The sequence below is a fragment of the Candidatus Tumulicola sp. genome (genome assembly GCA_035601835.1).
GTDB lineage: Bacteria > Vulcanimicrobiota > Vulcanimicrobiia > Eremiobacterales > Eremiobacteraceae > DATNNM01.
On sequence record DATNNM010000016.1, the window covers coordinates 90027 to 114556 of the forward strand.

General features: G+C 64.9%; 22 protein-coding genes. 6 read left to right on the forward strand and 16 right to left on the reverse strand.

The genetic code is table 11. From position 1 onward, the window contains the following. Positions 1 to 13: 13 nt before the first annotated feature. The 11 genes from VN934_10875 to larB form a co-directional block, all read right to left on the reverse strand. Positions 14 to 1462 (reverse strand): serine hydrolase, encoded by a 1449-nt coding sequence (locus VN934_10875; GenBank protein ID HXM19294.1) that lies wholly within the window; start codon positions 1460 to 1462, stop codon positions 14 to 16. 109 nt (positions 1463 to 1571) lie between these two features. After that, the gene (locus VN934_10880) at positions 1572 to 3641 is read right to left on the reverse strand and encodes a M3 family metallopeptidase (GenBank protein HXM19295.1); all 2070 of its coding nucleotides are present in this window, start codon (positions 3639 to 3641) and stop codon (positions 1572 to 1574) included. Positions 3642 to 3712: 71 nt separating this feature from the next. Beyond that, entirely contained in the window at positions 3713 to 4441 is a 729-nt protein-coding gene (locus VN934_10885) for a CoA-transferase (protein HXM19296.1), read from the reverse strand. Positions 4442 to 4493: 52 nt separating this feature from the next. Next, complete coding sequence (locus VN934_10890; protein ID HXM19297.1) at positions 4494 to 5402, reverse strand: CoA-transferase; 909 nt, start codon at positions 5400 to 5402, stop codon at positions 4494 to 4496. Next, a complete protein-coding gene (locus tag VN934_10895; GenBank protein ID HXM19298.1) occupies positions 5399 to 6739 on the reverse strand; it encodes an acetyl ornithine aminotransferase family protein in 1341 nt (446 codons plus the stop codon). Before VN934_10895 ends, VN934_10890 begins: the two co-directional genes overlap by 4 nt. A 102-nt stretch (positions 6740 to 6841) precedes the next feature. Next, the gene (locus VN934_10900; GenBank protein HXM19299.1) at positions 6842 to 8431 is read right to left on the reverse strand and encodes an aldehyde dehydrogenase family protein; all 1590 of its coding nucleotides are present in this window, start codon (positions 8429 to 8431) and stop codon (positions 6842 to 6844) included. Continuing rightward, entirely contained in the window at positions 8409 to 9803 is a 1395-nt protein-coding gene (locus VN934_10905) for an aminotransferase class III-fold pyridoxal phosphate-dependent enzyme (GenBank protein ID HXM19300.1), read from the reverse strand. The genes VN934_10900 and VN934_10905 overlap by 23 nt, the downstream gene beginning before the upstream one ends. A gap of 14 nt (positions 9804 to 9817) precedes the next feature. Next, a complete protein-coding gene (locus tag VN934_10910) occupies positions 9818 to 11101 on the reverse strand; it encodes a hypothetical protein (GenBank protein HXM19301.1) in 1284 nt (427 codons plus the stop codon). 8 nt (positions 11102 to 11109) lie between these two features. Continuing rightward, on the reverse strand, positions 11110 to 11922 hold the full coding sequence (gene larE, locus VN934_10915; GenBank protein HXM19302.1) for an ATP-dependent sacrificial sulfur transferase LarE: 813 nt from the start codon (positions 11920 to 11922) through the stop codon (positions 11110 to 11112). Beyond that, positions 11919 to 13142 (reverse strand): nickel pincer cofactor biosynthesis protein LarC, encoded by a 1224-nt coding sequence (gene larC, locus VN934_10920; GenBank protein ID HXM19303.1) that lies wholly within the window; start codon positions 13140 to 13142, stop codon positions 11919 to 11921. Before larC ends, larE begins: the two co-directional genes overlap by 4 nt. Beyond that, positions 13139 to 13876, reverse strand: coding sequence for a nickel pincer cofactor biosynthesis protein LarB (gene larB, locus VN934_10925; GenBank protein ID HXM19304.1), 738 nt, complete (start codon positions 13874 to 13876; stop codon positions 13139 to 13141). Before larB ends, larC begins: the two co-directional genes overlap by 4 nt. Before the next feature lie 101 nt (positions 13877 to 13977). On the opposite strand from larB, the gene VN934_10930 reads away from it, so the two are divergent. The 6 genes from VN934_10930 to VN934_10955 all read left to right on the forward strand — a co-directional run bounded on the left by VN934_10930 (position 13978) and on the right by VN934_10955 (position 19503). Next, positions 13978 to 15219 carry a PLP-dependent aminotransferase family protein gene (locus VN934_10930; GenBank protein HXM19305.1) on the forward strand — a complete coding sequence of 414 codons (1242 nt, stop codon included), beginning with the start codon at positions 13978 to 13980 and terminating at the stop codon, positions 15217 to 15219. Positions 15220 to 15262: 43 nt separating this feature from the next. Continuing rightward, the gene (locus VN934_10935; protein ID HXM19306.1) at positions 15263 to 16795 is read left to right on the forward strand and encodes a hypothetical protein; all 1533 of its coding nucleotides are present in this window, start codon (positions 15263 to 15265) and stop codon (positions 16793 to 16795) included. 76 nt (positions 16796 to 16871) lie between these two features. Continuing rightward, positions 16872 to 17951, forward strand: a complete 1080-nt coding sequence (locus tag VN934_10940; protein ID HXM19307.1) for an SDR family oxidoreductase — start codon at positions 16872 to 16874, stop codon at positions 17949 to 17951. A 130-nt stretch (positions 17952 to 18081) separates the two neighbouring features. Further along, a complete protein-coding gene (locus tag VN934_10945) occupies positions 18082 to 18414 on the forward strand; it encodes a hypothetical protein (protein ID HXM19308.1) in 333 nt (110 codons plus the stop codon). A 3-nt stretch (positions 18415 to 18417) separates the two neighbouring features. Beyond that, entirely contained in the window at positions 18418 to 18972 is a 555-nt protein-coding gene (locus VN934_10950; protein ID HXM19309.1) for a hypothetical protein, read from the forward strand. A gap of 9 nt (positions 18973 to 18981) precedes the next feature. Continuing rightward, positions 18982 to 19503: a hypothetical protein gene (locus VN934_10955; protein ID HXM19310.1), complete on the forward strand. Its 522-nt coding sequence runs from the start codon at positions 18982 to 18984 to the stop codon at positions 19501 to 19503. Here the strand turns inward: VN934_10955 and VN934_10960 are convergent. Genes VN934_10960 through murJ form a run of 5 tightly spaced genes read right to left on the reverse strand, consistent with a single transcriptional unit; the run spans position 19500 to position 24484 of the window. Then, entirely contained in the window at positions 19500 to 19934 is a 435-nt protein-coding gene (locus tag VN934_10960) for a DUF5069 domain-containing protein (protein HXM19311.1), read from the reverse strand. The genes VN934_10955 and VN934_10960 overlap by 4 nt on opposite strands. Continuing rightward, complete coding sequence (rfbD, locus tag VN934_10965; protein ID HXM19312.1) at positions 19931 to 20800, reverse strand: dTDP-4-dehydrorhamnose reductase; 870 nt, start codon at positions 20798 to 20800, stop codon at positions 19931 to 19933. The genes VN934_10960 and rfbD overlap by 4 nt, the downstream gene beginning before the upstream one ends. Beyond that, positions 20797 to 22047 (reverse strand): thymidine phosphorylase, encoded by a 1251-nt coding sequence (locus VN934_10970; GenBank protein ID HXM19313.1) that lies wholly within the window; start codon positions 22045 to 22047, stop codon positions 20797 to 20799. Before VN934_10970 ends, rfbD begins: the two co-directional genes overlap by 4 nt. Further along, a complete protein-coding gene (locus tag VN934_10975) occupies positions 22044 to 22877 on the reverse strand; it encodes a purine-nucleoside phosphorylase (GenBank protein ID HXM19314.1) in 834 nt (277 codons plus the stop codon). Before VN934_10975 ends, VN934_10970 begins: the two co-directional genes overlap by 4 nt. Next, a complete protein-coding gene (gene murJ, locus VN934_10980; GenBank protein HXM19315.1) occupies positions 22874 to 24484 on the reverse strand; it encodes a murein biosynthesis integral membrane protein MurJ in 1611 nt (536 codons plus the stop codon). Before murJ ends, VN934_10975 begins: the two co-directional genes overlap by 4 nt. Positions 24485 to 24530: the final 46 nt, after the last annotated feature.

The following is a 24530-nucleotide window of genomic DNA, read 5'->3' on the forward strand; positions in this document are numbered from 1 at the left end:
GTACGGTCTAGGGTTATTTCAGCGAGGCCAGCAGCTCGCCGTAGACGATCTCGAACTTCTGCTCGTCCAGCGACTTGCGATCGTTCCACGTCGCCGACACGCAATAGCTCGCGCCGTTCGCGGCGGTCACCATCGTCGTCAGATTGAGCACGCCGGGCTCCGAGCCGCCTTTGAATGCGATGCGCTTCCATTGCGCCCGATTGGCGACGCCTGGGTTGATGCCCATCAGCGGCAGATCAGCGACGCCTTTCATCAGCGCGCATAATTCATGCGTCGTGAAGAACCACTCGACGTCGGTCGCGAGCGGCATGCCGGTGAATATCGCCACGGAGGGCAGGGGACGCTTGAGCGTCGCAGCCACCGCCGCGCGCCGTTCCGCCACGTCGCCCTTACGGTAGCGTACCAACAGATCCGCATTGGCCGGCGCCTTCAAGATGAACGCCTCGCGGGTTGTGAGATACGGACGATTGCGCGTTTCGCCGTACGCCTCGACCGCCGCGCGCCCCACAAGATGCGCGAGCGTGTCGGCAGCGGTGTTGTCGCTCTGAGAGATCATGAGCGCGGCCAGCGAATAGATCGTCAGCTGCGCATCGACTGGCCAGGTCTGTAAGATGCCCGAGGGCAGGCTTTTCCACTCGGGGCGCAAGCGCACGGTCTCACCCCACGCGTGCTTGCCGGTCGCGATCTGCGCGCGCAGCGCGTTGAGCACCGCCAGCTTGAAAGCCGAGCCGACCGCGAGAGCCGCGCCGGGGTTGGCCGCGACCACGTCGCTGCCATCTCGCAAAACAAGAACGCTCACCGTGCCGGGGAGCGCCTTGAACTGCTCGAGGGCCTGTTTGACGCCGCTGCCCTTCAGGACCGGTGGCTTGAAGAACAACTGGACGATACGCCCGTCGGCGTCGAGCCCGATCGTGCTCGGCACGGAGCCGCGCTCGAATTCGACGGAGAACGCGCCGCCGTCTTCCGTCACGGCCTTATACGCGCCAAGATTCGACTTGAATTGATCGACGATCGCCTGGAGTTGGGAGAGCGGTACTTGCCCGAGAACCGACGCCGCAAACCATTCCGGCTGCAGCTTGTCGCTCACGAAAAGGCGCTCGAGCGCCGCCTTGGGAGTCAGCCCGCCGTTGAGCACCGCCGGCCGGAAGAACAGCCCGTCGATGCGGCCCTGGTCGTCGAGATGGATGGTGGCCGGCACGCTGCCTTTTTCGAAGACCACGGAGAAGCTGTTCGTGGCGGGCAGCTCCACGCGCTGGTATTTGCCGAGCTGACCACCGAGCTGCGTCACGATAGCCTTGACTTGATCGACGCTCACCTGCGCGAGGAACACCGGCGCGAACCATTCTTGTTTGACGGCATCGCTCGCGAACAGCCGCTCGAGCGCGGCCTTCGGTGTGATCGTGTCCGCGCGGCTGGGCACTGCGATCATGACTAGCAGGAGCGCAAGCAGGAAGCGTTTCATCGGTTCGCCCTTCACTCCGAGCTCGAACCGGGGCTAAAGCCCCGGCACTACATCCGAGCTTCGCTCGGAACGCTACATTTTTTCCGAGCTTCGCTCGGAACGCTGCATGTTATTTCGTGATGCCGATATCTTTGTAGAACGCATCGAAGCTGACCGGGCGGCCCAAGAATTTCTGCATCAGTTGATCCGGCTCTTCGGTGGCCCCAGGCTCCAAGATATCCGTGCGATATTGCATGCCGACGACCGGGCTCTCCAGCCCGCCGGCCTGGAACTTCGTGAACATGTCCTGCGCGAATACCTTCGACCACATGTAGCTATAATAACCGGCGTCGTAGCCGCCCATGAGGTGACCGAAGCTCGCCTGCGGATAGGTGCCGGGAATGGCGCTGAACGCGGTGAGCTTGCTCCGCAGATCGAACCACGTCTTGGTCGTGTCGACGTGCGCGCCCGCGCTGTGGATCGTCATGTCGAACGTCGCGTAGAAGTCTTGCGTGGTCCATTGCACGCCGTCGTCCACGTGCTTGAGCGCGATCATCTTCGCGATGAGCGCGTCGGGGAGCGGGGCGCCCGTCTTCACGTTGCTCGATACTTCTTTGAGGATCGAGGGCTGCCACATCCAATTCTCGAGCATTTGCGAGGGCGCTTCCACGAAATCGGTGCGCACGTTCGTGCCGTACAGCGTTTCGTATTTCGCCTTGGACAGCGTGCCGTGCATGCAGTGGCCGAACTCGTGGAAGAACGTCACCACCTCATCGTGGCTGAGCAGCGCGGGTTTGCCCGCTTCGGGCAGCGGCCAATTGCCGACGATGGAGGATACCGGCCTCTGATACGATCCGTCGGGCAGCACGCGTCCTGGGCGCAACCCGAAATTGGCGAAGTGCCCGTACTTGCCGGGGCGCGGATACAGGTCGAGATAGAACCAGCCGATCGGCGTTCCCGATGCCGCATCAACGATCGAGAACTCTTTGACCTCCGGAGCCCACGCGTCGGGCGGCGTGATCTCCTGGAACCTCACGCTCAACATCTTCTGGTAGATGCCGAGCACGGCCGCTATCACTTTCTCGACCGGGAAATACTGGCGCACCTCGGCATCGTCCACCGCGTACTTGGATTTCACGAGTTTGCGCTCGTAGTAGCTGTAATCCCACGGCCGGAACGGGCTTCGATCGCCACGTGAGCGCTTGAGCGCGGCGAGCACCGCGATCTCCGATTTGGCCTTCGTCAGCAGCTTGGCGTCGATGTTGCTCAAGAACGCCGTGACGCGCTCGGGCGTCTTCGCCATCTTGGCATCGAGCCCGTATGCAGCCCACGTGGGAAAGCCGAGCAGGTGGGCGAGCTGATCGCGCACGGCGATCGCCTCTTCGAGGCGCTGCACGTTCTTTTGGCCGCCGCGCATGTAGTACGCGCGATAGTAACGCTGACGCGCCGCCCCCGAAGTCTCGTTGGGAAGGAATTGGTCGATGGAGCCTTCGTTCACCGGAACGAGGTAGCCGGAGCCGCTCGCCGTTAGGGTCGCCAAGAACGAGTGGGGCAGCGAAGCCGCCTCGGCCTTGGAGATGGCGATCGTGGTCTTGTCCTCAGCCAGCGCGACGCCGAAATCCCGCTGGAGATCGTTCAGGTGATCGAAGAGCTTGGTGACTTGGGCTCGCGTCGCGTCGTCAAGTCCCGCGCCCGAGCGGCGGCCGGCGTCGACATACAGTTCGACCAGTTTGCGGTCGGCCTCGCTCGTCAGGGCCGCATTCACGTGTTGCTTCTCTGCCATCGCATAGATCTTCGGATCCGCTCCGAGCTCGACGCCGAAATTGGCGGCCTGCTGGTTGCATGCGTTCGACGCGTCGCGCACGGCTTTGTCGGCCGCCGTTTGGCTCAGGAAGCTTTGCGCGATGAGCGTGTCGTTAAGATCGGCGGCGACCACCTCGACCGCGGCCACGCCGCTTGCCAAGGTGCTCTGGCCGGCGGCCTGCGCGTCGATCGTCTTGATCTTGTCGCCGGCGGTCTTGAGTGCGGCCGCGCAACTCGTCTTGATGTCGTCGGGGCTGAGTTTCCAGCTGATGCCGGTGTTCGCCGGCAGCGGCGCCCCGGCAGGCGGCGGCGCGTCCGCGAACAGCGGCGCGGGGATGGAGCTAAGCGAAAAAATGGCCGCCAACGTGGTCGCGGCGAGACGATAAGTACGGGTCACTTGAGGATCCTTTCGGCGCCCTAGAGATCCGGGGCTAAAGCCCCGGCACTACAAATGAGGCGATACATGGGTTAGAGATACAGGTGGTCCGGGTCCAATACGTCGCGCAACAGGTGCAGTTCCTCGGCGCTGGGCGGCTCCACGGTAACCAGATCGCGCCTCACCCGCAACGGCCAGCCGACTTTCTGTTTGACGTCCTCGGCCTTCACGCCCGGGTAGATCGCCACCAATTCGAGCTCTCCATCCTCGAGCGAAGGCGCAAGAATGCCGACGTCGGTCACGATGCGCACGGGCCCGCCGCCCGGCAAGTCGAGCGAACGCCGCGTGCCATATTTGTTGACTTGACCGGGCGAGGTCAGAAAATCCACGTCTTTGGGGAAGGTGCGTGCCGACAGCGGCGCGACCACGATGACGCGCTTGGCGTGGATCGCGATCTCGCAGGCGCCGCCGCTGCCGGGCAATCTCACCTTTGGATGCGCGTACGGCCCGATGACGGTCGAGTTGATGTTGCCGAAGCGATCGATCTGGGCGCCGCCGAGAAACCCGACTTGGATGCGCCCGCCCTGCAAGTACCACTGGAACACTTCGGACATAGAGGCGACGCCCAGCGAATCGGTGACGAGCGCCGGATCGCCGATGGAGACCGGCAGGCGCTCGGGCTTTGCGCCCACCGCACCCGATTCGTAGATCAGGACCAGATTGGGGGCGTGCGTGGCGCGCGCCAAGTTGCACGCCAGATTCGGCAGCCCGATGCCGACGAAGACGACGTCGCCGTCGTGCAGTTCGCGCGCGGCCCGCACCGCCATCAGTTCGGCGTTGGTGTAAGCAGCGGGATCTAAAGATCCCGCTCCACTAGTAACCGTAGTTGACTCCGGCGGAGATACGCGGCTTTGCGCTCAGGCGTGCCACGGTTTCGCTCCCCAATCGCTTGACGTACTCGGCACGATCCGCGACCCCATACACCCATTCTTTGAACCAGCGTTCGAGCCGCTCAGTTTCGCGCGACTGCTCGTCCCATGCGACGTAGTACTCGTTGTCTCGATCGTAATAGCCTTGCGCGTACGAAGGATGCGCGCCCCACGGCTCGTGCACGACGGCGTCCACGATAAAGCCTGGGAACACCGTGCGGTTCGGGTCGGCGCGGATCACGCTCTCTTCGACGATCTCCTCCACCACGACGATCACGCGCTTGGCGGCGAACGCGGCCTCCTTCTGCACCCCGTACAGTCCCCAGATCTGCGTGTCGCCCGACGCATCAGCGCGCTGCGCGTGGACGATGGTCACGTCCGGGTTGAGCGCCGGCACGGTGGCCAGGGCTTCGCCGGTGTAGGGGCACTCGACCGTTCGGATCTGCGGGTTGACGGCCGGCAGATCGCTGCCGCGATAATTGCGCAGCGGCCAGAATGGAAGGTTGGCAGCGCCGGCCGACATGCGCGCGACGAGTCCGAAATGCGAATACTCTTCGAGCTCGAGCGGTGCGGGCTCGGCCCGTTCGACCGCTCTGCGCAGCGCATGCAGCGAACCGAGGCCCGGGTTGCCGGCCCAAGAAAAAATAAGCTTGCGCGCGCAGCCGGCGGCGATGAGCTGATCGTAGATGAGGTCGGGTGTGAGCCGGCAGAGCGTCAGATCGCGGCGCTTTTGGCGGATGATCTCGTGCGCCGCTGCGAAACAGATGAGGTGCGTGAAGCCCTCGATCACGACGAGGTCGCCGTCATGCACGAAGCGCGAGATCGCCTCGCGCATCGTCATGACTTTGTTCAAGCGGGAACGCGCAGGCTCGTCAGCGCCTCCTCGAAGATGCGCAGCCCCGTGTTGACGTCTTCTTCGTCGATCAGGAGCGGCGGCGCGATGCGGATCGTGCTTTGCCCGCAGCCGAGCAGCAGCAGCCCGCGCTTGAACGCCGCTTCTTCGATTTGGGGAACGATGCCATGATAGTGCTCTTTGGTCGTTCGATCGCGGACGAACTCGACGCCGATCATGAGTCCGGCGCCGCGCACGTCTCCGATGAATTCGTGCGCGGCCTGAAGCTTGCGCAGACCTGCGAGCAGCAAAGCGCCCATGCGCGATGCGTTCGCCATGAGGCCCTGCTCCACGAGGTCCAACGTGGCCAGCGCCGCGGCACAGGACACGGGGTTACCGCCGAACGTGCTGCCGTGGCTGCCGCGCTCCCAGGTCATCGCGGATTCCTTCGCGACGATCGCGCCGATCGGCATGCCCGAACCAAGCCCCTTGGCCGCCAAGATGACGTCGGGGACGACTTCGAACAGATCCGCAGCCCACATGGACCCGGTGCGTCCGACGCCCGACTGCACTTCGTCGAAGATCAGCAGCGCGCCGTGCTGGTCGCAGAAATTGCGCCAGTAGTGCAGAAAATCGCGCGGCGGCATGACGTAGCCGCCTTCGCCGAGGATCGGCTCGACGATGACCGCCGCGACCTCGTCCGGCGCCAGCCGATGATGGAACAGACTATCGGCGAGGCGCGACCAACACTCGCACGCTTCATCGCACTGCGTCGTGGGGAGTCCGATCGAGCAGCGGTACGGATTCGCGTAGGGCAGATGGTACACGCCCGGCATGAACGGGCCGAAATGGTGCCGGTGCCTCAGCTTGCTCGCGTTCAGCGACAACGCGCCCATGGAGCGACCGTGAAACGCGCCTTCGAAGGCGATGACGTTGTAGCGACCGGTGCGCTGGCGCGCGAGCTTGATCGCGCCCTCGACCGCTTCCGTGCCGGAATTGGTCAAGAAGACGCGCTTTGGCTCTTTGCCGGGCGCGAGCGCGGCGAGGCGCTCGGCCAATTCGGTGTACTGCGGATAGTAAAAATCCGTCGCGCAGATGTGCATGAACTTGCGCGCGGTCTCTTCGATGGCGGCGACGACTTTGGGGTGTGCGTAGCCCGTCGCCGACACGGCGATGCCCGCCATGAAGTCGAGATAGCGGTTGCCGTCGACGTCCTCGATCATCGCACCCGCGCCGCGCTCGATGGCGAGCGGATACTCCTTGATGAGCGACGTCGATGCGACGCGCGAATCGCGCGCGATGAGCGCCTTCGCCTTAGGCCCTGGCGGCGGCGTGACGATATGCGGATAATTCTTCATATTAGAAAAGTTCCGGCCACGACCGGATTTCTCCTTAGGCCGGCTCCGAAAGACGTTCGGAGCGCAAGCGTGCGCCCACGCGTTTGCCTTATAAAAATGGGTTTAGAGCATTCTGGTGCGGGATTGCTCGCGCATGAACTGGGCCACGTAGTACGGACCGCAACCGCCCTTGCCGGTGATGCCCGACCCCTTCCAACCGCAAAACGATTGCACGCCCGGCCACGCGCCGGTCGTGGCGCCGCTGCGCCGATTGACGTAGAGCACGCCCGCCTCCATGTCGTTGTAGAAGCGTTCGATCTCTTTCTCGTCGTTGGAGAACAGACCGCCGGTGAGACCGAGGTGCGAGCGGTTGGCCTCGGCGAGCGCCGCGTCGAAGTCGGACACGATGCCGATCGAGAGAAACGGTAAGAAGAGCTCGCGCTGGAACAGCTCGTGCTCGAGCGGCAGCTTGGCGATCGTCGGCGCGACGTAGTTGCCTTTGTCGAGCGGCTGGCCGGTCAGCCGTTCGCCGCCCAGCAGCACCGAACCGTCGCGCTTGGCTTCCGCGGCGCTGGCGTCGTACTTCTTCGCCGCTTCTTCGCTGATGAGCGGGCCGAGATAGACGTCGCGTTTGGTGGGATCGCCTATCGCGATCGCCTTGCTCTTGGTCACGAGCAGTTCGAGGAACTTGTCGGCCACGCGTGCGTCGACGTACGCGCGCGAACATGCGCTGCACTTCTGGCCTTGCAAGCCGAACGCCGAACGCATGATGCCGTCGGCCGCCATGTCGAGATCGGCGCTCGGCGTGACGATGGCGGCGTTCTTGCCGCCCAGCTCGCCGAGAATGGGTTTGGCGAAATCGCCGCCGGCGCCGACCTCGCGCAACATCTGCATGCCGACTTCGTGCGACCCGGTGAACGCGATGCCGTCGACGCCTGGGTGGCGCAGCAGCGGCTGTCCGACTTCCTCGCCGCCGCCGTAGACAAGATTGAAGGTGCCGGCCGGCACGCCCGAGGCGGCGTATATCTGTGCCAACTCCGTGCCGGTGAGGCTGGCCATCACCGAAGGCTTGAAGACGACGGCGTTGCCGGCCAGCATGGCTGCGCTCGACATGCCGGTGGAAAGCGCGAGCGGAAAATTGAACGGCGCGATCACCGCGAAGACGCCGTATGGGCGAAGCACGTCATGGGTCTGCTCGTTCGGCGCCAACTGGCCGAGCGGCCGGGAGAAACCGTCCGCCGCTTCGACCTGGTCGGCGTAGTAGTCGATGAGATCGGCGGACTCCTCAGCGTCGCCAAGCGATTCGAGCCGGTTCTTGCCCACCTCGATGCTCATGATCGCCGCCAGCTCGTAGCGATGATGCCGGATATTCTCGGCAGCGCGGCGCATGATCACCACCCGCTCACGCCATGGCAGAGCGGCCCAGCTGTGCTGCGCGGCCTTCGCCGCGGCGACGGCTTCGTCGATCTGCGCCGGCGAGACGCTTTCGAACGTGCCGACCACAACCGAGCGATCGATCGGTGAGCGCCATTCAAAAACTCGGCCGGCCCCGCTCACTTCCTTTCCGGCGATGACCGGATGGTGGCGCTTGCCCAGATAGCGGTCGCGCACTTTTGCAAGCGCAGCGTCGAACTCGGCGTGGACTTCGTCCATATTGGCGCCGATGGCGGAGTACGTGATCTTCGGCTGCTTAGCCGGCGTGCGTACGCTCATGGGTATCCTCTCTGGCATTGCGAGGCAGGGCGGCGACCGTCGCTTCGACGGCTGCGCCCAACAATCCGACCAACTCGCCTGTCTCTTCATTAGATATTGTCAGCGGCGGGGCGATGAGCACCAGGTCCCCGTTGACCCCGTCCGCGTGTCCGACGTTGGGCCACAGGACGAGCCCTTGCTCGCGCGCCGTCGCGACCAGCGTTTCCGCCAGTTTGGCTGAGCGTGGGAACGGCCGCTTGGTCTTCACATCCGCGACCAACTCGACCGCGGCTAGCATCCCGATGCCGCGGACGTCGCCGACGATACTGCTCGCCCCCGGGCCGGAAAGCCCGGAGCGGATCGCCTTCAGCAGAGCCAGCCCGGTGCTCGCCGCGCGCTCCACAAGCTGATGCTGCTCGATGTAACCCAGCACTGCGAGCGCAGCGGCTGCGGCCACCGGGTGGTGCGAGTACGTCTGCGCGTGCACGAGACCGCCGAATTTGCCGCGCTCGAGCGTTTGGACGATCGTACGCTTGGCGATCAGCGCGGAAAGCGGCGCGTAGCCGCCGTTGAGCCCCTTGCCCAACGTGATGATGTCGGGCGCTATCGGCTGCCCCATCCGGTCTTTGAAATGTTCGAGTGCGAAGAATTTTCCGGTACGCCCGGCGCCGGTCAGCACTTCGTCGGCGATGAAAAGCACGCCGTACCGATCGCAGATCTCGCGAATGCGGGCGTAGTGACCCGGCGGCGGCACCGAAGCTCCGGTAGACGAACCGCCGATCGGTTCGGCGATGAAGGCCGCCACGCGCTCCGCTCCGATGCGCTGGATCGCTTGCTCGAGCGCCTCGCCGGTCATGGCGGGCGCCGCCTCGCCTAGCGGACCCGCGCGATACGGATATGGTGCGTCGATCATCGCGACATCGAGCAGCCACGGAGCGTAAACCGCTTTGTAGTGCGGCCGCGCCGACGCGGAAAGGGCAAGCAAGGTGTTGCCGTGGTATCCGGGCGTGCGCGCGATGATATGCGTGCGAGCGCTGTCGCCGCGTTCGACGTGATATTGCCGCGCCAGCTTGAGCGAGGCTTCCACGGCCTCCGAGCCGCTGCACAGGAAGTAGGCGAGATCGACGCCGGGCGGCGCCTTGGCGGCAAGCGCGGCTGCGAGCGCTTCAACGGGTTCGTTGGTGAAGGCGGTGCCGTTGACGTAAGCGACCTTTTTCGCTTGGGTGGCCATCGCCTCGGCGATCTGTTCCACGCCGTGGCCGATGCTCGTCACCATCGCGCCGCCGCATGCGTCGAGATAACGCTTGCCATGCTCGTCGTACAAATACACGCCTTTGGCGCGCACGATTTTCGGCAGCGCATGCCCGAGCTTGCGATAGAAGACGTTGCTCATGGGGATGCTTAGAGTTACGCCTTGGCCGTCGCTTGCGCCTGCGGCGCGCCCGCCAGCGTCTTGGCCGTGTACCACGCGATCGCGGGCAGCAGCGCTGCATTCACCGCAATGGCGATATAGAGCAAACGCGGTGCGGTGGTGCCGAAAAGCGCCATAGCGACCGCCTCGATGATGCAGGCGACGAGCAGATACGGTGCGACGGAATAGTTGCCGACCGCCAGGAGGTAACCGGCGGCCAAACCGTCCAGCGCGAGCAACGCGCCGTCGATACCGTAGAGCTGCAGCAGTGGAGCTGCGGCCAGGTATTGTTTGCCGAACGCGAGCCCTAGCAGGAAGCGCGGAAACAGAGCGGTGACCGCGACCGCGAGCACCGCAAGCGCGACTCCGGCTCCGAACGCCACCGCCAACAGATGTTTCAGCGTGGCGCGACTGATGTGATAGGCAGCCGCGGCGCGCGGATTAGCGACGAGCGAGATGAGGCCGACGCCGAAGGGTATGGTACGCGCCATCGTTCCGGCGGCGCCGTACAGTCCGGCCTCGGTGCCGCTGAGGTAGTGCTTGGCGAAGAACAAATCAAGGAAGACGAGCGCGGTAAGCGCCGCCTGCACTGAGAACACCGCCGCGGCGCGGCCGCCGAGATGCAAGTGACCGTGATCGGGATGCGGGTCCCCGTCACCTCGCGAGAGCGGCACGGCGATGATTAGCATGCCGGCGAGCGCGCCCACCAGCACGCCGCCCATGGCGCCGACGACCTGCCATCCGATGGCTACCAGCGCCACGGCCACGGTCAGCTTCACCACCGTCTCGGCCACGAACGACGCCCCGAAAAGCCCAAAGCGACGGGCGCCTTGCGAGGCGCCGCGCAGGAACGCGACGTACACGCCGATCGCCACCGATGCGGCGAACACGCCCCAGACGAGCCACGACACGATGTGAAGGTAGCGCCCGAACAGGAAACTGCCGGCGAACAGCACGGCGCCCATCGCTGCGCCGACGCCCAGCGCCGCCAAGCCGGTGTGTCTCACGAAAGCACCCACGCGCCGTTCGACGCCGACCGCCCACAGCTTCGCGGACTCTTGCATCGCGACCATCGAGACAGAGTTGCCGATGACGCCGACCATCGAGATCGCGGCCAGCAGCGTGGCGAGCGTGCCGTAGTCGTCTGGCCCGAGCCGGCGCGACAGCACGAAATGGTAGACGTAGTTGAACACGTTCGCGACGAGGGCGCCGCCGATCGCCAGGCCCGCGTCGCTTGCAAGCGAGCGCAGCGTGAACGCACCGCGTCCGACCTGGGGCACATCGAAGCTCAGCGGTTGTGACCCTCGTTCAGGCTCCCCGTGCGATAGCCGCGATCGTCGATCTCGATGTTCCGGTAGCCCACTTCGGCAAGCACGCCGGCGACGCGCGTCTCTTCTCGGCGCAGCCGCTCGAGTTGTTCTTTGGCCACCTCGATGCGCGCGGTCGCGCCGTGATGACGGACGCGCACGACATCGTAGCCGCGCGCGCGCAGGTAACGTTCGGCCAGGTCGATACGGCGCAGGTCGTCCAACTCGATGCGCGTGCCATACGGCACGCGCGAGGACAAGCATGGAGTTGCGGGCTTATCCCATACCGGCAGATCCAAGCGGCGTGCAAGCGCGCGGACGTCGGCTTTGACCATGCCGGCTTCCGCCAACGGGCTGCGCACTCCGAGAGCGAGCGCGGCGCGCCGGCCCGGTCGCACATCAAGGGGCGCCTTTCCGTCGTCCGCGTTGAATCCGTCGGCGACGTGCGCGAAGCCGCGATCGCGCGCCAGAGCGCAAAGGCGCGCGAACAGCTCGTCCTTGCAATAGAAGCAGCGATCGTTCGGATTGGCGCGATAGGCCGGGTTGTCGAACTCGCGCGTGTCGACGATCTCGTGGGCGACGCCGATGCGCTGCGCCAGGCCGATCGCGGCCTCGAGCTCGCCTTCGGCGACCGACGGCGAGCGGCCGGTCACTGCCAGCGCGCGATGCCTGAGTTCTTGACGCGCGACGGCCGCGAGCACCGCGCTATCCACGCCGCCGGAATAGGCGATCACGACGCTGCTCAACGCGCGGACGATGCGGCGCAATTCATCGACCGGGGCTAAAAGGGTCATCGGGTCTTCAGCCACACACTCACCTCGGCGTCCACCTGCCGCATGACTTCGGCCAAGGGTCGCCCGGTGCGCTGCGAAATCGCCTTGCAGTCCTCGTATTCGGCGCGCGCGCGGACGCCCGAGGGTGACTCCACGACTTTGACATGCACGCTCCCCAGCGACGTCTCGACCGGATGCGTCTGCCGCGGCAGCGTCACGCGCTGCGCGGGCCAGCGGCGCACGCCGAGCGTGGTCGTCTCCGCCAGCAGCACCGCGGCGACCGCGTCGGCACGTTCGCTCTCCGAAAGCGTCGAGAGGACCACGCCCGGGCGGCCCTTCTTCATCTGGACGCTCTGCGTCCACACGTCGAGCGCGCCCGCGGCGAACAGCCGCTCCATCACATGCTCGTAGAGTTGCGGGTTCATGTCGTCGATGTTCGTCTCCATCTGCACGACGCCGTTCGGACCGCTGGCGTCGCGCGCAGGTTCGGCCGACTGCGGCCCGATCAAGACGCGTAGGACGTTGGGGAAGGGAAACTCCGAGCGCCCGCTGCCGTACCCGATGCGTTCGATCGTCATCGGCGGACGCAGTGAGAAATCCGCGACGCTCGTCAGAATCGCTGCGCCGGTCGGCGTCACCAATTCGGCTTCGATATCGAGCGCGTACGTCGGCACGCCGCGAAGGAGTTCCAACGTGGCCGGCGCGGGTGAGGGCATGTCGCCGTGCGCGCAATGAACGGTGCCCCGCCCGCACGGCAACGGCGAGCAATACGCGCGCTCGATGCCCAACATGTGCAGGCCGAGCGCGGCGCCGGCGACGTCGAGGATTGCGTCGATCTGGCCGACTTCGTGGAACAATACTTCTTCCGTCGTCGTGCGGTGCATTCGCGCCTCGGCTTCGGCGAGGCGCGCAAACGCGGAGGCCGCGGTGCGCTCGACTGCTTCCGGATAGTGCGCCGCGTGCAGGACCTCGAGCACGTCGCGAAGCCGGCGGTGCGCTGTGCCCTCATGCCGGTGCTCCCCGGGCTCGTGCGCGTGATGATCTTCGCCCGGCACTTCGAAGTCGAGATACAGCGCGGCAAGTCCATGCTGGTGCACCGGCTGCGCGCGCAACGTCCACCCGTGCACCGGCAACTTGCGCAGCTCGCGCTCGAGCGCGTCGAGGCTCAAGCCCGCATCCACCAGCGCGCCGAGGATCATGTTGCCGCTCGCGCCGGCAAAGCAATCGAAATAGGCGATCATCGGAGCGTGAGGTGGTTGATGCGCGAGGCCACGCACGCCGCGCCAAAACCGTTGTCGATGTTGACGACCGCCACGCCGCCGGCGCACGCGTTGAGCATGGTGAGCAGCGCCGCAAGGCCGCCGAAGGAAGCGCCGTAGCCGACGCTTGTCGGAACCGCGACCACGGGGCGATCGGTGAGTCCGGCGATGACGCCTGGTAGCGCGCCGTCCATGCCGGCGATCGCGACGATCGCGTTCGCCGTGCGCAGCGCGCCGACGTGCCCGAGCACCCGATGCAGTCCGGCCACGCCGACGTCCTCGATCCGCGCGACCGCATTCCCCATGACCTCAAGTGAAAGCGAGGCCTCGGCGGCTATCGGGCGGTCGGCGGTGCCGGCCGATACCACGCACACCAAACCGACGCGCGGAAGCGGCTCGCGCTCGTACACGATGGCTCTGGCGTCTTCGTCGTAACGCGCGTCGGGCAGCAGCTCTTGTAATGCGTGGTATGCGGAAACGGGCGCGCGCGTGGCCAGCAGCCGGCCGCTGCGCTGCGCGAGCGCGACGCCGATCGACGCGATCTGCTGGTCCGTTTTCCCCGGGCAGTACACCACTTCTGGAAACCCGGTGCGCTCCGCGCGCAAATGATCGAGCGTCGCGCCTTCCACGGCCGTCGCCTCGCTATCGCGGATATAGGAAAGCGCTTCATCCACCGAGACGCTCCCGGCAGCGATGGCGTCAATAAGGCCTCTCAAGGGGTCGCTCATGTTTCTCATGCTATTCTGTGGCGTTTCGCAGGCGCCCCGCCGAGGGGAGAAAGGTGGTAGCCGCGCAGAAACCCCGTGGGGAGGTGCGAATGTCTCTCGCCGCATCGGATGTCAAGCTGGATCCTCAGGTTTTTCGTTTCTCGAAGCGCATGGCGGGGCTTAAGGCCAGCGCTATTCGCGAGATCCTCAAAGTCACCGAACTCCCTGACGTCATCTCCTTCGCCGGCGGCTTGCCGGCTCCCGAACTCTTCCCCGTGCGCGAGTTCGCCCAAGCCTGCCAAGAAGTGCTCGACCAAGAGGGCGCGGCGGCCTTACAGTACAGCATCACCGAGGGCTTTTACCCGCTGCGCCAATGGATCAGCGAATACTTGCTGCGGGTCAACAACATCAAGTGCACCCCCGAGCAAATCCTCATCATCAGCGGTTCGCAGCAGGGGCTCGATCTCATCGGCAAGGTGCTGCTCGATCCGGGCGATCATGTCGTCATCGAGAATCCGGCCTACCTCGGCGCGATCCAAGCCTTCGACGCTTACGAGGCGCAATATCTCAACGTCGCCACCGACGACGACGGCATGCGCACGGACGACCTCGTGCGCGTGCTGCGCGCCGCGAAGATCAAGCCGAAGCTGCTCTATCTGGTTCCGAATTTCGAGAATCCGACCGGCATCACGCTCTCGCTCGAGCGGCGCAAACAGCTCATCGCGATCTGCTCGGAGTACGGCGTGCCGATCTTCGAGGACGACCCGTACGGCCGCTTGCGCTATTCCGGCGACTCGTTGCCCTCGCTCATGGCGCTGGCGGCAGGCCGCAATTGCATCTATATGAGCACGGTCAGCAAGATCATCGCGCCGGGGATGCGCGTCGCCTGGCTCGTCATCCCGGAGCCGTCGCTGTATGAAAAGGTCGTGCCCGCCAAACAGGCCGCCGACCTGCATACCTCGAGCTTCACGCAGCGCGCCGTCTATGCGTACGCGCGCAAGCCGGGGCAGATCGAAGACCACATCAAGGAGATGTTGCCGGTCTACTCGCGCAGGCGCGACCTGATGCTGCAGACGCTGCAATCCTCCATGCCCGATGGCTGCTCGTGGACGCATCCGGATGGCGGCCTGTTCCTGTGGGCGCGCATGCCCGAGTCCGTGGACACGCAAGAGCTGCTCGTCGTCGCGGCCGCGAAAAAAGTCGCGTTCGTTCCAGGCGCACCGTTCTGGGTCAATCGCGACGTGCGCAACACCATGCGCTTGAATTTCAGCAACGCGTCTGAAGAGCACTTGATCGAGGGCATCAATCGCCTCGGCGGGCTGGTGAAGGACTATCTCGCGAGTCGGCGTTAAATGGGCGCGTAGTCTTTCGGGAGCGGTCGCATCCGCGATCGTCGTGCTCGCGGCGTCGCCCGGCGCCGCCCATACCGTTCGCACTGCCGTGACCTTGAACGGCGATTCCGTCGACCTTTACGCCGGTCACCTCACGCTTGCCGCCGAGGGCCACGCCTACCTCGATGACGACACGCTGCACGTGTGGGCCGATCGCATCGTCCTGGACCTGCGCAACGATCACTACGTCGCCATCGGCAACGTCAAAGTGCGCGGGCGGCAAGATTTCAGCGGCGATGTCCTCGGCGTCGACATCGACTCGCGCACCGGCGTGCTGGTCGGGGTCGATCCTGAGCCGACGATCCGCTCCATCGCGGGCGGCGACATCGGCGCGCAGACAGCGCCTGCGAGCACCGTAAGCGAACCGCTCGCGCTGCCTGACCTCGGCGGCGAAGCGCCTTACGTCGTCGCGACGCACGCAGTCGCGCATCTCGGCGGCGACGTGCGCCTGACCAACGCGCGCGTGCTGGTGCCGAGCGCGCGGGCGGTGTTCTTGCCTTCGTACGTGTACACGTACTCGTCGGATCCCGGCTACGTCGTCAGCAACGTGGCCGGTTCCGGCGAAGACGTGCCGATCTTCATCGGGAGCACGCGGGATTCGATCCTCGGTCTGCACTTCATGTACAATCCGGTGACGAAGGTGGGCATCGGGATCGACGAACACATCATCTCAGGCCGCAAAGGCTACAGCTTGATCTCCGCGGCGCCGCTCATCGGCCCGACGCACACGATCAACTATACCTGGCAAGAACAGGTCAATGACCACACGTCTTCGACCTTCACTTCGTCGACCTTCACCTCGTTCGGCACGGTCAACAACTATGACTTGCGCGACTCCGTCCATCGCTCGTATTTCGAACTCTCCGCGACGGGCGAGCCGCAGTTCTTGGCCGGCAGGTTCGCGTGGCAGGGATTCGACGAAGCCGCCGGATCTCGCGGGCTGCTGTCCGACCTTCGCTTCCACCTGCGCACGGAGTACGGCATCGACCACACGTCACCGCAAGCGCCATTCGCACCGTTCCCGCCCAGCGCCGTCATACCGCAGACCGTGTCGCATGTCGGCGCCGAGCTCTACGCGGCAGCGGTACCATGGCAGATCGGCTCGCGTTCGACGCTCAATCTTTCCGCAGACGTGCGCGGCACGCGCGACACGCTGCCGCACGAACAGATCATCGAGACCTTCAGCGCCAGCCTCACGCGGCATTGGAACCGATATGTCACCACGAGCCTCTCCGACAGTGTGCTCCCCATCCGCGACTTCTATCCATCGCAGACCACCACGTTTGTCACCAACACCGCGGTGCAGTCGCTCGGCGTCAACTATTCCAATGCCAATGCTTTCTCGCTCTTCGTCGTGCTGTCGCATGCCACCGGTTCCACGACCGCGCCATCCACGCTGATCATCCAGCCGTGGTTCGCGAGCGCCGACGTGCGCTTCCGCCTCACGCCCTCGCTCGCGCTGGAGCTGAGCAGGTCCTACTCGTTCGGATTCGAAGGCCAACGCTTTGGATCGCTCGGCTTCCAGATTTTCCCGTAACGGCGTAATGAGAAAAATGTAGTGTTCCTAATGTAGTGCCGGGGCTTTAGCCCCGGAAAACTCTGATGGAGACTTGATGAAAATCTTGGTGACCGGCGGCGGCGGCTACATCGGCGCGGTGCTGTGCGACCGCTTATTGCAGGCCGGCCACCACGTGCGGGTGCTGGATCGCCTCTATTGGGGGTGCGAGCCGCTTGCCAAAGTGCTCGATCGGATCGAGCTGGTCCAAGGCGACGTGCGCGCCTTTGACGCGAGCGTGCTCGACGGCGTCGACGGCGTGGCGCATCTCGCGGGTCTCTCGAATGATCCGACCGCGGAATACAACCCCGAGGCGAACTGGGAGATGAACGCTACCGCGACCGAGGCGCTCGCGGCTGCGTGCAAGGCCCGCGGTGTGAAGCGCTTCACGTTCGGCTCGAGCGCTTCCATCTACGACGGCCTTGGGGACGGTCCGTTCGACGAGGATTCGGAGGTATCGCCGCGTGGCGCGTACTCGCGCTCGAAGTTCGCCGCCGAGCGTTCACTGCTCGCGCTCGCCGGGAAAGACTTCTCTCCCGTCATCTTGCGCCAGGGCACCGTCTACGGTCACAGCCCGCGCATGCGTCTTGACCTGGTGGTCAACACGTTCATCAAAGACGCGCTGCTGCGCGGCACGCTCTTCCTGCACGGCGGCGGTTGGATGTGGCGCCCCTTGGTCGACGTCAGCGACGTCGCCGAAGTGCATCTGCGCTGCTTGGAACTGGAACCGGGTGAGATCGGCGGCGAGATCTTCAACGTGGTGCACGATAACTTTCAGATCCGCCAGCTTGCCATGCTCGTATCGGGCTCGCTCTCGATGCACCAACGTCATGTGACGCTCGAAGATGCGCCGCTGCCGGCGATCAATCGCAACTATCGCTGCACGAATCGCAAGCTCGAAAAGCGCATCGGCTTCACGCCGCGCGTGACCGTGCTCGAATCCATCGAACGCATGCTGAGCTTCTTGCCCATCGACGATCCTATCGAACTCGCGCATCCGCGCTATTACAACATCAAATGGATGACGTTGCTGGAAGACGTGACTGCATCGCAGCGGCCGTTCAGCTCGGTCTGGAGCCTCGACGCCGCAGCGCTTGGGGTCGATTCACAGACCGTGTCGTCCCGGCATACGGTATAATACCAACATTAGTTGCTATACCATACAATGCCCATAGTATAACTCTGCAACATAGCTTATAATAACAACTGCCATGTCATTGAATCTTGCGCCATCCATTTTCGGCTCACCCCTTCGAACGCGGATTCTTGTGCTGACCGCGCTGCTCAACGAGACCTACCCAAGTGAACTTGCGAGGCTCGTGAAAGCCTCCCCCTACTCGGTCGGGCTGGCGGTCGATCGTTTAGAACGCGAGCGCTTGGTGGCCACGCGTCGTTGGGGAAATGAGCGCCGCGTTACCCTGAACCCCACAACGGCTTACGGTCGCGAACTGCGCGCCCTTTTATTGCGGCTCGCCGAAACCATGCCCGAATATGAAGAGTCCATCAGGTCAATGCGCAAACGGCCTCGTCGCCGCGGAAAGCCGATGGAACCTGCAGACATCGAAGACACAGCACGTGCGCGGAAGCTGGCAACCCGGTAAGCGATGATCGGGCGAGACTCGACACTGGTGGACGTGTGCTTTGCCATCTGCACCGAGTTAGGCGCACGAGCCTTAAAGGTGGTTCTGACCGGCGGCAGCGCAGCGACGTTTTACGCACCACAATCGTATCAATCCTACGACGCGGACTTCGTGGCGGTTTTTGCCGTCGATGAGGAGAGCCAGCGCCAACTGGTTGCCGCCATGAGCGATCTTGGCTACGACTTGGACGGCCGGAGAATATTTCAAAATCGAAACGGCAATCCGTTCGCCGTTGAATTTCCAAAGGGCCCTTTGGCGGTTGGCGGAGATTACATCCAGCGTTACGACACGGTCCGTCGCGGCGAGGAAATGCTCAATGTCATCACGGCGACCGATAGTGTGCGCGACCGACTTGCCGCCTATTATTCTTGGGATGACCGTTCTTCTTTGCAAACGGCCGTGAGCGTGTGCCTGGCGGTGCCCGAAAAGGTCGACCTGACAAACGTGGAAGGTTGGAGCAGGCGAGAAGGGCAGCTTGATAAGCATGCCGAGTTTGTGCGGCTTTTGTCCCCGCGTTAGGAGACCAAGATGAAAAAAGTTCTGATCTCACTGTTATTGCCTGCGCTCGGATTCGTCCTGTCGTTCGGCGGATCGTCGCGACCTGCCGGCGCCGCGGTGCAATACCGGGAGTCGGATTTCAATTTTGTCAGGATAGAGATGCAAGGCGAGTCCAACGACGACAAGCACAAAGGCGTGCTCGAAATCCCGTCGGTTGCCCTGCCCGCGCCGGCGGGCGGCAAACAGACGAAGACCTTTCAGGACGTCAAATGCAGCGACATCGTCGTCTCGGTCGCGATGACCGACGGATCCGTACTGCCCGCGAAGTACGATCCGGACGCGCGCGGCGGCTGCCGCTATTCGTTTCTGCTCGCCCGCCAAGCGCCCGGTCGCGTGAAGGTGCGATTCCCGTGGTTGCCCGGCCGCGGTGACTGGAGCGTGGACTCGCCGCCGCTAACGCTGCTCCCGCACGGCACGGTCGACGGCTCGATCACCGCGAGCCAGGGAAATTTGACCTTCAAGTGGAGTCAAGTGGCAGGACCGTTGACTTAAGGGGCGCGTCTGAAGGTCCGGACCAAGGCGGATGTCGGCCATTCGAGCGCGCGGATGAGCAGGAGCCCGGCGCGGTTCATGAGGTTCGGCTTGACGTAGCCTTCGTCTAAGTCCCATATCGGGATAAACCAGCGGAACGTTCGAGGAAATCGCTCCGACCAGCGCTGCATCCGCGCTTGGTCAAAGCCGCGCTGCCGCAGAGCGGCGAGCACGGCGGCATCGTCCGCCGAGGCTTTGACGATCGTCTCGAACTCGGCCGTCGTGACGTTCAAGCGCTTCATCAAGCTCGCGTCGACCGGCGAGTGGCCGAGCAGGTAGATCCCAAGCTGTCCTTGTTGTTGCATCCGAGCTTTGTCGATCATGCGCGGCAGCCACACGATCCCGTCGACTGCCTCGCTCCAGCGGCGCGGACAGTGTGCGGCTACGCTCACGCGATGTGTCCTTTCGCAAGCAGGTAGTCGTGCAGGCCGGCGCGCCACGGGCGCGCTGCAAGTCCCAGCGCGGCGAGTTTTTCGCTCGCGAGAACCGAGTAGGCCGGCCGCGGCGAGCGCGCCACGTGCTCCGCGCTCTTCACCGGGGTCGCGCGAAGCGACGAACCGCTCTCTTCGAAAATGGCATCCGCGAACTCCAGCCACGAGCACCCGCCTTCGTTCGCCAGGTGATACGTACCGGGCGCTGCGCGCAGTTCGATGAGCTCCACCAGCAGGCGGGCCGCGTCACGCGCGCTGGTCGGAGACATCACGATGTCGGAGACGACTCGTGGCCGCTTGCCTTCGCGCGCGAGTCGCAGCATCGTCTCCACAAAGTTGCCGCCTTTGCCGCTGCTCCCGGCCACGCCGAACACACTTGAGAGGCGCGCCACATAGTGAAGCGGGTTGGTCGCGGCGACCAGCGCTTCCCCCGCCGCCTTGGTGGCGCCATACACGCCAAGCGGGCGAGGCGCATCGCTTTCGACGTATGGCGTGCTCTTGACGCCCTCGAACACGAAATCGGTGCTGATGTAGGCGATCGCGGCACCGCGCTCGCGCGCCGCGTTCGCGCATGCGAACGCGCCCGACGCGTTGACGCGCACCGCGAGATCAGGGTGGTGCTCGCACTCGTCGGTGCGATGGAATGCGGCGGTATTCACGACGACGTCGCCTTCGCTCAGGCTCGCAAACGCACGCGCGAGGCTCTTCGGATCCGTGACGTCGCAGTCCGCGCGCGTGAGCGCGAGCACCGTCATGCGCGCGTCCTTTGCTGCGCCGACGATCTCGCTGCCGACCTGACCGTTGGCACCGATGACGGCGATCTTCATGACAATGCCCGAACCAGCTGCCGCGATGCCGGCGGATCGTCGCCGAGCGTCAGCGACGCCGCGAGCCGCTCGAGATCGAGAAGAGCCGCTCCGGTTTCGAAGACGTCGATGACCGGCTCGCCGCGCTCGACCTTGTCACCCGGCCGCTTGCGCAATCGCAATCCGGTACGGCGCGCCTGTTCGATGGGCAAGCCTGCCTTGCCCGCCGCGACGAGCTCGCCCAGCGTTCGCGGGTCAATGCTTCGGACGTAGCCGCTGCTCGGCGCCGCGATGAAGCGCGCCGGCTTGAAGGCGCGGTCGAACTCGTCCAGACGTCCGCCCTGCGCCGCCGCCATCTCGGCGAACTTCCGAAGGCCGGAGACCGGGGCTAAAGCCCCGGCACTACATCCGGCACATTCGAGCATCGCGGCGGCGATCGCGTGCGCCACCGAGCGCAAACGCGGTGACCCGCCGCCGCTCAAAGCCGCAAGGGCTTCGTCAAGCTCCAGCGCATCGCCGACGGAGTCCGCAAGCGGCTCGTTCATGTCGGTCAAGACCACGCGCACGCGCTTGCCCAAGCGCTCGCCGACGTCGCGCATGACGCGGCCCAGCTCCTCCGCCTCCGCGGGCGTCTTCATGAACGCTCCAGCGCCGTGCTTCACGTCGAGCACGATGGCAGGCGCCCCGCCCGCGATCTTCTTGGAGAGGATGGACGCGGCGATGAGCGGCACGCTCGCGATCGTCGCGGTGCGGTCGCGCAAGGCGTAGAACTTCTTGTCGGCCGGCGCGAGCGAGGCCGTGGCAGCCGCCACGGCGCAACCGACGCGCAGCACCTGTGACTTGAACTCCTCCAAGCCCAGGTCGACGCGCAATCCGGGAATGCACTCAAGTTTGTCGAGCGTGCCGCCGGTGTGGCCAAGCGCTCGGCCGGACAATTTCGCGACCTTCGCGCCCGCCTCGGCTGCCAGCGGCACCGCGACCAGCGTCACGGCGTCACCGACACCGCCCGTCGAATGCTTGTCCACCACGGATGCGGCGCCCCACACAAGCGTATCGCCCGATGCCGCCATTGAGGCGGTGAGGTGCGCCGTCTCCGCAAGCGTCATGCCGGTCATGCAGACCGCCATCAACCAGGCGGCGACAGGAGCGTCATCGATCTCGCCGCGGGTGAAAGCGGAGACCAACGCTTCGATCTCCTCACGCGAGTGCTCTAGGCCCGCCCGTTTTTTTTCGATGAGCGAGCGCATAGCGGCCGCGGAGAGCGTCACTGCGCCGATCGCTCCGCCAGATTTTCCACGAGTGCCCGCACGCGCGGCACCGCTGCTTCAACCGCGCGCTGCACGGCCTCGTGCGTGAGAGCGGGCTCGCCGTGCGCGTGCGGCGACGCTTCGTTCGCGATGACGGAGAGGCCCAGCACGCGCATGGAGACGTGGCGTGCGACCAGCACTTCGGGCACGGTGGACATGCCGACCGCATCGGCCCCGAGCGTCGCCAGCATACGCAGCTCCGCGTCGGTCTCATACGCTGGACCCGACAACGCCGCGTAGACGCCGTCGTGCAGCTTGAGGCCCAGCTTCTTACCCAACTCGCGTACGACCGTGCGCAGCTCTGCATCGTAGGCATCGCGCGTGGATGGAAAGCGCGGACCGAGCTTCGCTCCTGCTTTGCCCATCAGCGGACTATCGCCCATGAGATTGAGATGATCTCCGATGATCATGATGTCGCCGGCGTCAAGCGCGGCGTTGATGCCTCCGGCAGCGTTGGTGACGACAAGGGTCTCGACGCCCAGGCGATGCAGTAGGTAGACGGGCAGCGCCACGTCGTCCATCGAGCGGCTTTCGTAGTAGTGAGCGCGGCCTTGCATCACCGCAGCGGGCGTGCCCTTGATCGTCCCCAACAGCAAGCGACCGGCATGGCCCTCCACTGAAGTGGAGACGAATCCCGGGATCTCTGAATATTCGAACACGCGCGGTTTCTCAACCGCGTCGGCCACTTTCGCAAGCCCCGAGCCTAAGATCAAACCCAGGCGCGGCCGCAGTTCGCTGCGCGCACGCACGTACTGCAGCGCGGCTTCGAGCCGGTCGACGAGATCGCTCACGTTTGGGCCGCGGACACGGCGCGGCGCCCGACGTAGTTCGCCGCCAATGCCAGCAGTTTCGCGAGTTCGCGCACTCGCAGTTTCGTGCCCACCGCGACGAACACGATGCCGCCGACCAGAATCGCGGCGATCAGCGTCGCGGCATGCTGGAACAGTGTGCCCGCATCGTGCCACAGCAGGGCTTCCACGCCCCAAGCCGCTGCGGCCATCACCAGCGACGTGATGCCCACGCGCAGGATGCACGAGCCGATGAGGTCATCTTCGGCGCCGATGCGCCGGTTCAGGAGCGCGAACAGCACCAGCGCCTCGGTGAGTGAGGCTAACGAGTTGGATGCGGCGAGCCCGTTGACGCCGTACGGCTGGACGAGGAGCGCGCACGCAACGACGTTGAGCACCATGACGCAGGCGGCGACGATGACCGGCGTGCGCGAGTCGCGCATGGCGAAGAAACAGCGCGTCAGCACGATGCTGGCCGCCAAGCCGAGCAGGCCGGCCGCGTAGAACTGCATCGCGCCGGCGGTGCGCACTACGTCGCCCTGGCTGAACTCGCCGCGCTCGAACAACACGCTGATGATCGGCCGCGCCAACACGATCAGGCCCACCGCCGCTGGCACGGTGATGAGCGCCGTCATGCGCAAGCCGGACGAGGCGGTGAGGCGCAGCGACGGCATTTCTTTGGTCGCGAATTGCGCCGAGAGGACCGGGAACAGCACGGTGGCGATCGCGGCTGCGAACAGTTGCTGCGGGAAGCCGACGACCTTCGTCGCGTATTGCATGGCTGCGATGGCGCCGGCCGCCAGCGTCGAACCGAAGTACTTGTCGACCAGCAAGTTCACCTGACCGACCGCCGAGCCGATGACGATCGGACCCATGATGACGAACAGCGAGTTGAGGCCCGGATGACGCAGGTCGATGACGGGGCGGTACTTGCAGCGCCGGAAGTAGCTCGGCAACTGCACGAGCAGCTGCGCGAACAATCCCGCGGCCGTGCCGAAGACCAGCGCGTAGATGCCGTACTGGCGGAAGAACAGCAGCACGACCGCGATGGTGCAGACGTTGAGCGCGACGCCCTGCAACGCGGCCGCGCGATAACGGCGCTGCGCGTTGAGCAGCGCCTGCATGACGCCGGCGATGGACGTCGCGATGATCGTCGGCATCATGATACGCGTCATGCGGATGGTCTCGAGCGCATGGTCTTGCGGAAAGCCCTTTGCCACGAGGTGCACGATCCACGGCGCCGCCGCCCAACCCACGAAGGCGCCGAACGCGAGCACCACGACCAGCACGTTGATGACGGTGCTCGACAAGCGCCACGCTTCTTCAGCCTTGTCCGAACTGAAGTAGTCGGAGAAAATGGGCACGAGCGCGCTGACGAGCGCGCCGTTGAAGACCCCGAAGACGAGCGTCGGGATGATCGCCGCGACGATGAACGCATCGAGCTCCCAGCGTTCGCCGAAATATTGCGCGTTGACGACCTCACGCCCGAACCCGAGCACCATGCTGGCGAGCGTCGCCAGCATGACGGCGAGCGTCGAACCCGCGAGTATGCGGGGCGCTTCCTCCTGAACCGGCGTTTGCGCCGGCGCCGGTCGCTCTGCGAGAGCCATGTGCGATGCCTTCTCACCGTTGGGGGCGCGCGCCTACCAAACCTCG

Bases quoted from the DNA above. Each gene is read 5' to 3' on its own strand.
- VN934_10875 (HXM19294.1), bottom strand. From the start codon at position 1,462: ATGAAACGCTTCCTGCTTGCGCTCCTGCTAGTCATGATCGCAGTGCCC.
- VN934_10895 (HXM19298.1), bottom strand. From the start codon at position 6,739: ATGAAGAATTATCCGCATATCGTCACGCCGCCGCCAGGGCCTAAGGCG.
- VN934_10900 (HXM19299.1), bottom strand. From the start codon at position 8,431: ATGAGCGTACGCACGCCGGCTAAGCAGCCGAAGATCACGTACTCCGCC.
- VN934_10905 (HXM19300.1), bottom strand. From the start codon at position 9,803: ATGAGCAACGTCTTCTATCGCAAGCTCGGGCATGCGCTGCCGAAAATC.
- larE (HXM19302.1), bottom strand. From the start codon at position 11,922: ATGACCCTTTTAGCCCCGGTCGATGAATTGCGCCGCATCGTCCGCGCG.
- larC (HXM19303.1), bottom strand. From the start codon at position 13,142: ATGATCGCCTATTTCGATTGCTTTGCCGGCGCGAGCGGCAACATGATC.
- VN934_10930 (HXM19305.1), top strand. From the start codon at position 13,978: ATGTCTCTCGCCGCATCGGATGTCAAGCTGGATCCTCAGGTTTTTCGT.
- VN934_10940 (HXM19307.1), top strand. From the start codon at position 16,872: ATGAAAATCTTGGTGACCGGCGGCGGCGGCTACATCGGCGCGGTGCTG.
- VN934_10950 (HXM19309.1), top strand. From the start codon at position 18,418: ATGATCGGGCGAGACTCGACACTGGTGGACGTGTGCTTTGCCATCTGC.
- VN934_10955 (HXM19310.1), top strand. From the start codon at position 18,982: ATGAAAAAAGTTCTGATCTCACTGTTATTGCCTGCGCTCGGATTCGTC.
- rfbD (HXM19312.1), bottom strand. From the start codon at position 20,800: ATGAAGATCGCCGTCATCGGTGCCAACGGTCAGGTCGGCAGCGAGATC.
- murJ (HXM19315.1), bottom strand. From the start codon at position 24,484: ATGGCTCTCGCAGAGCGACCGGCGCCGGCGCAAACGCCGGTTCAGGAG.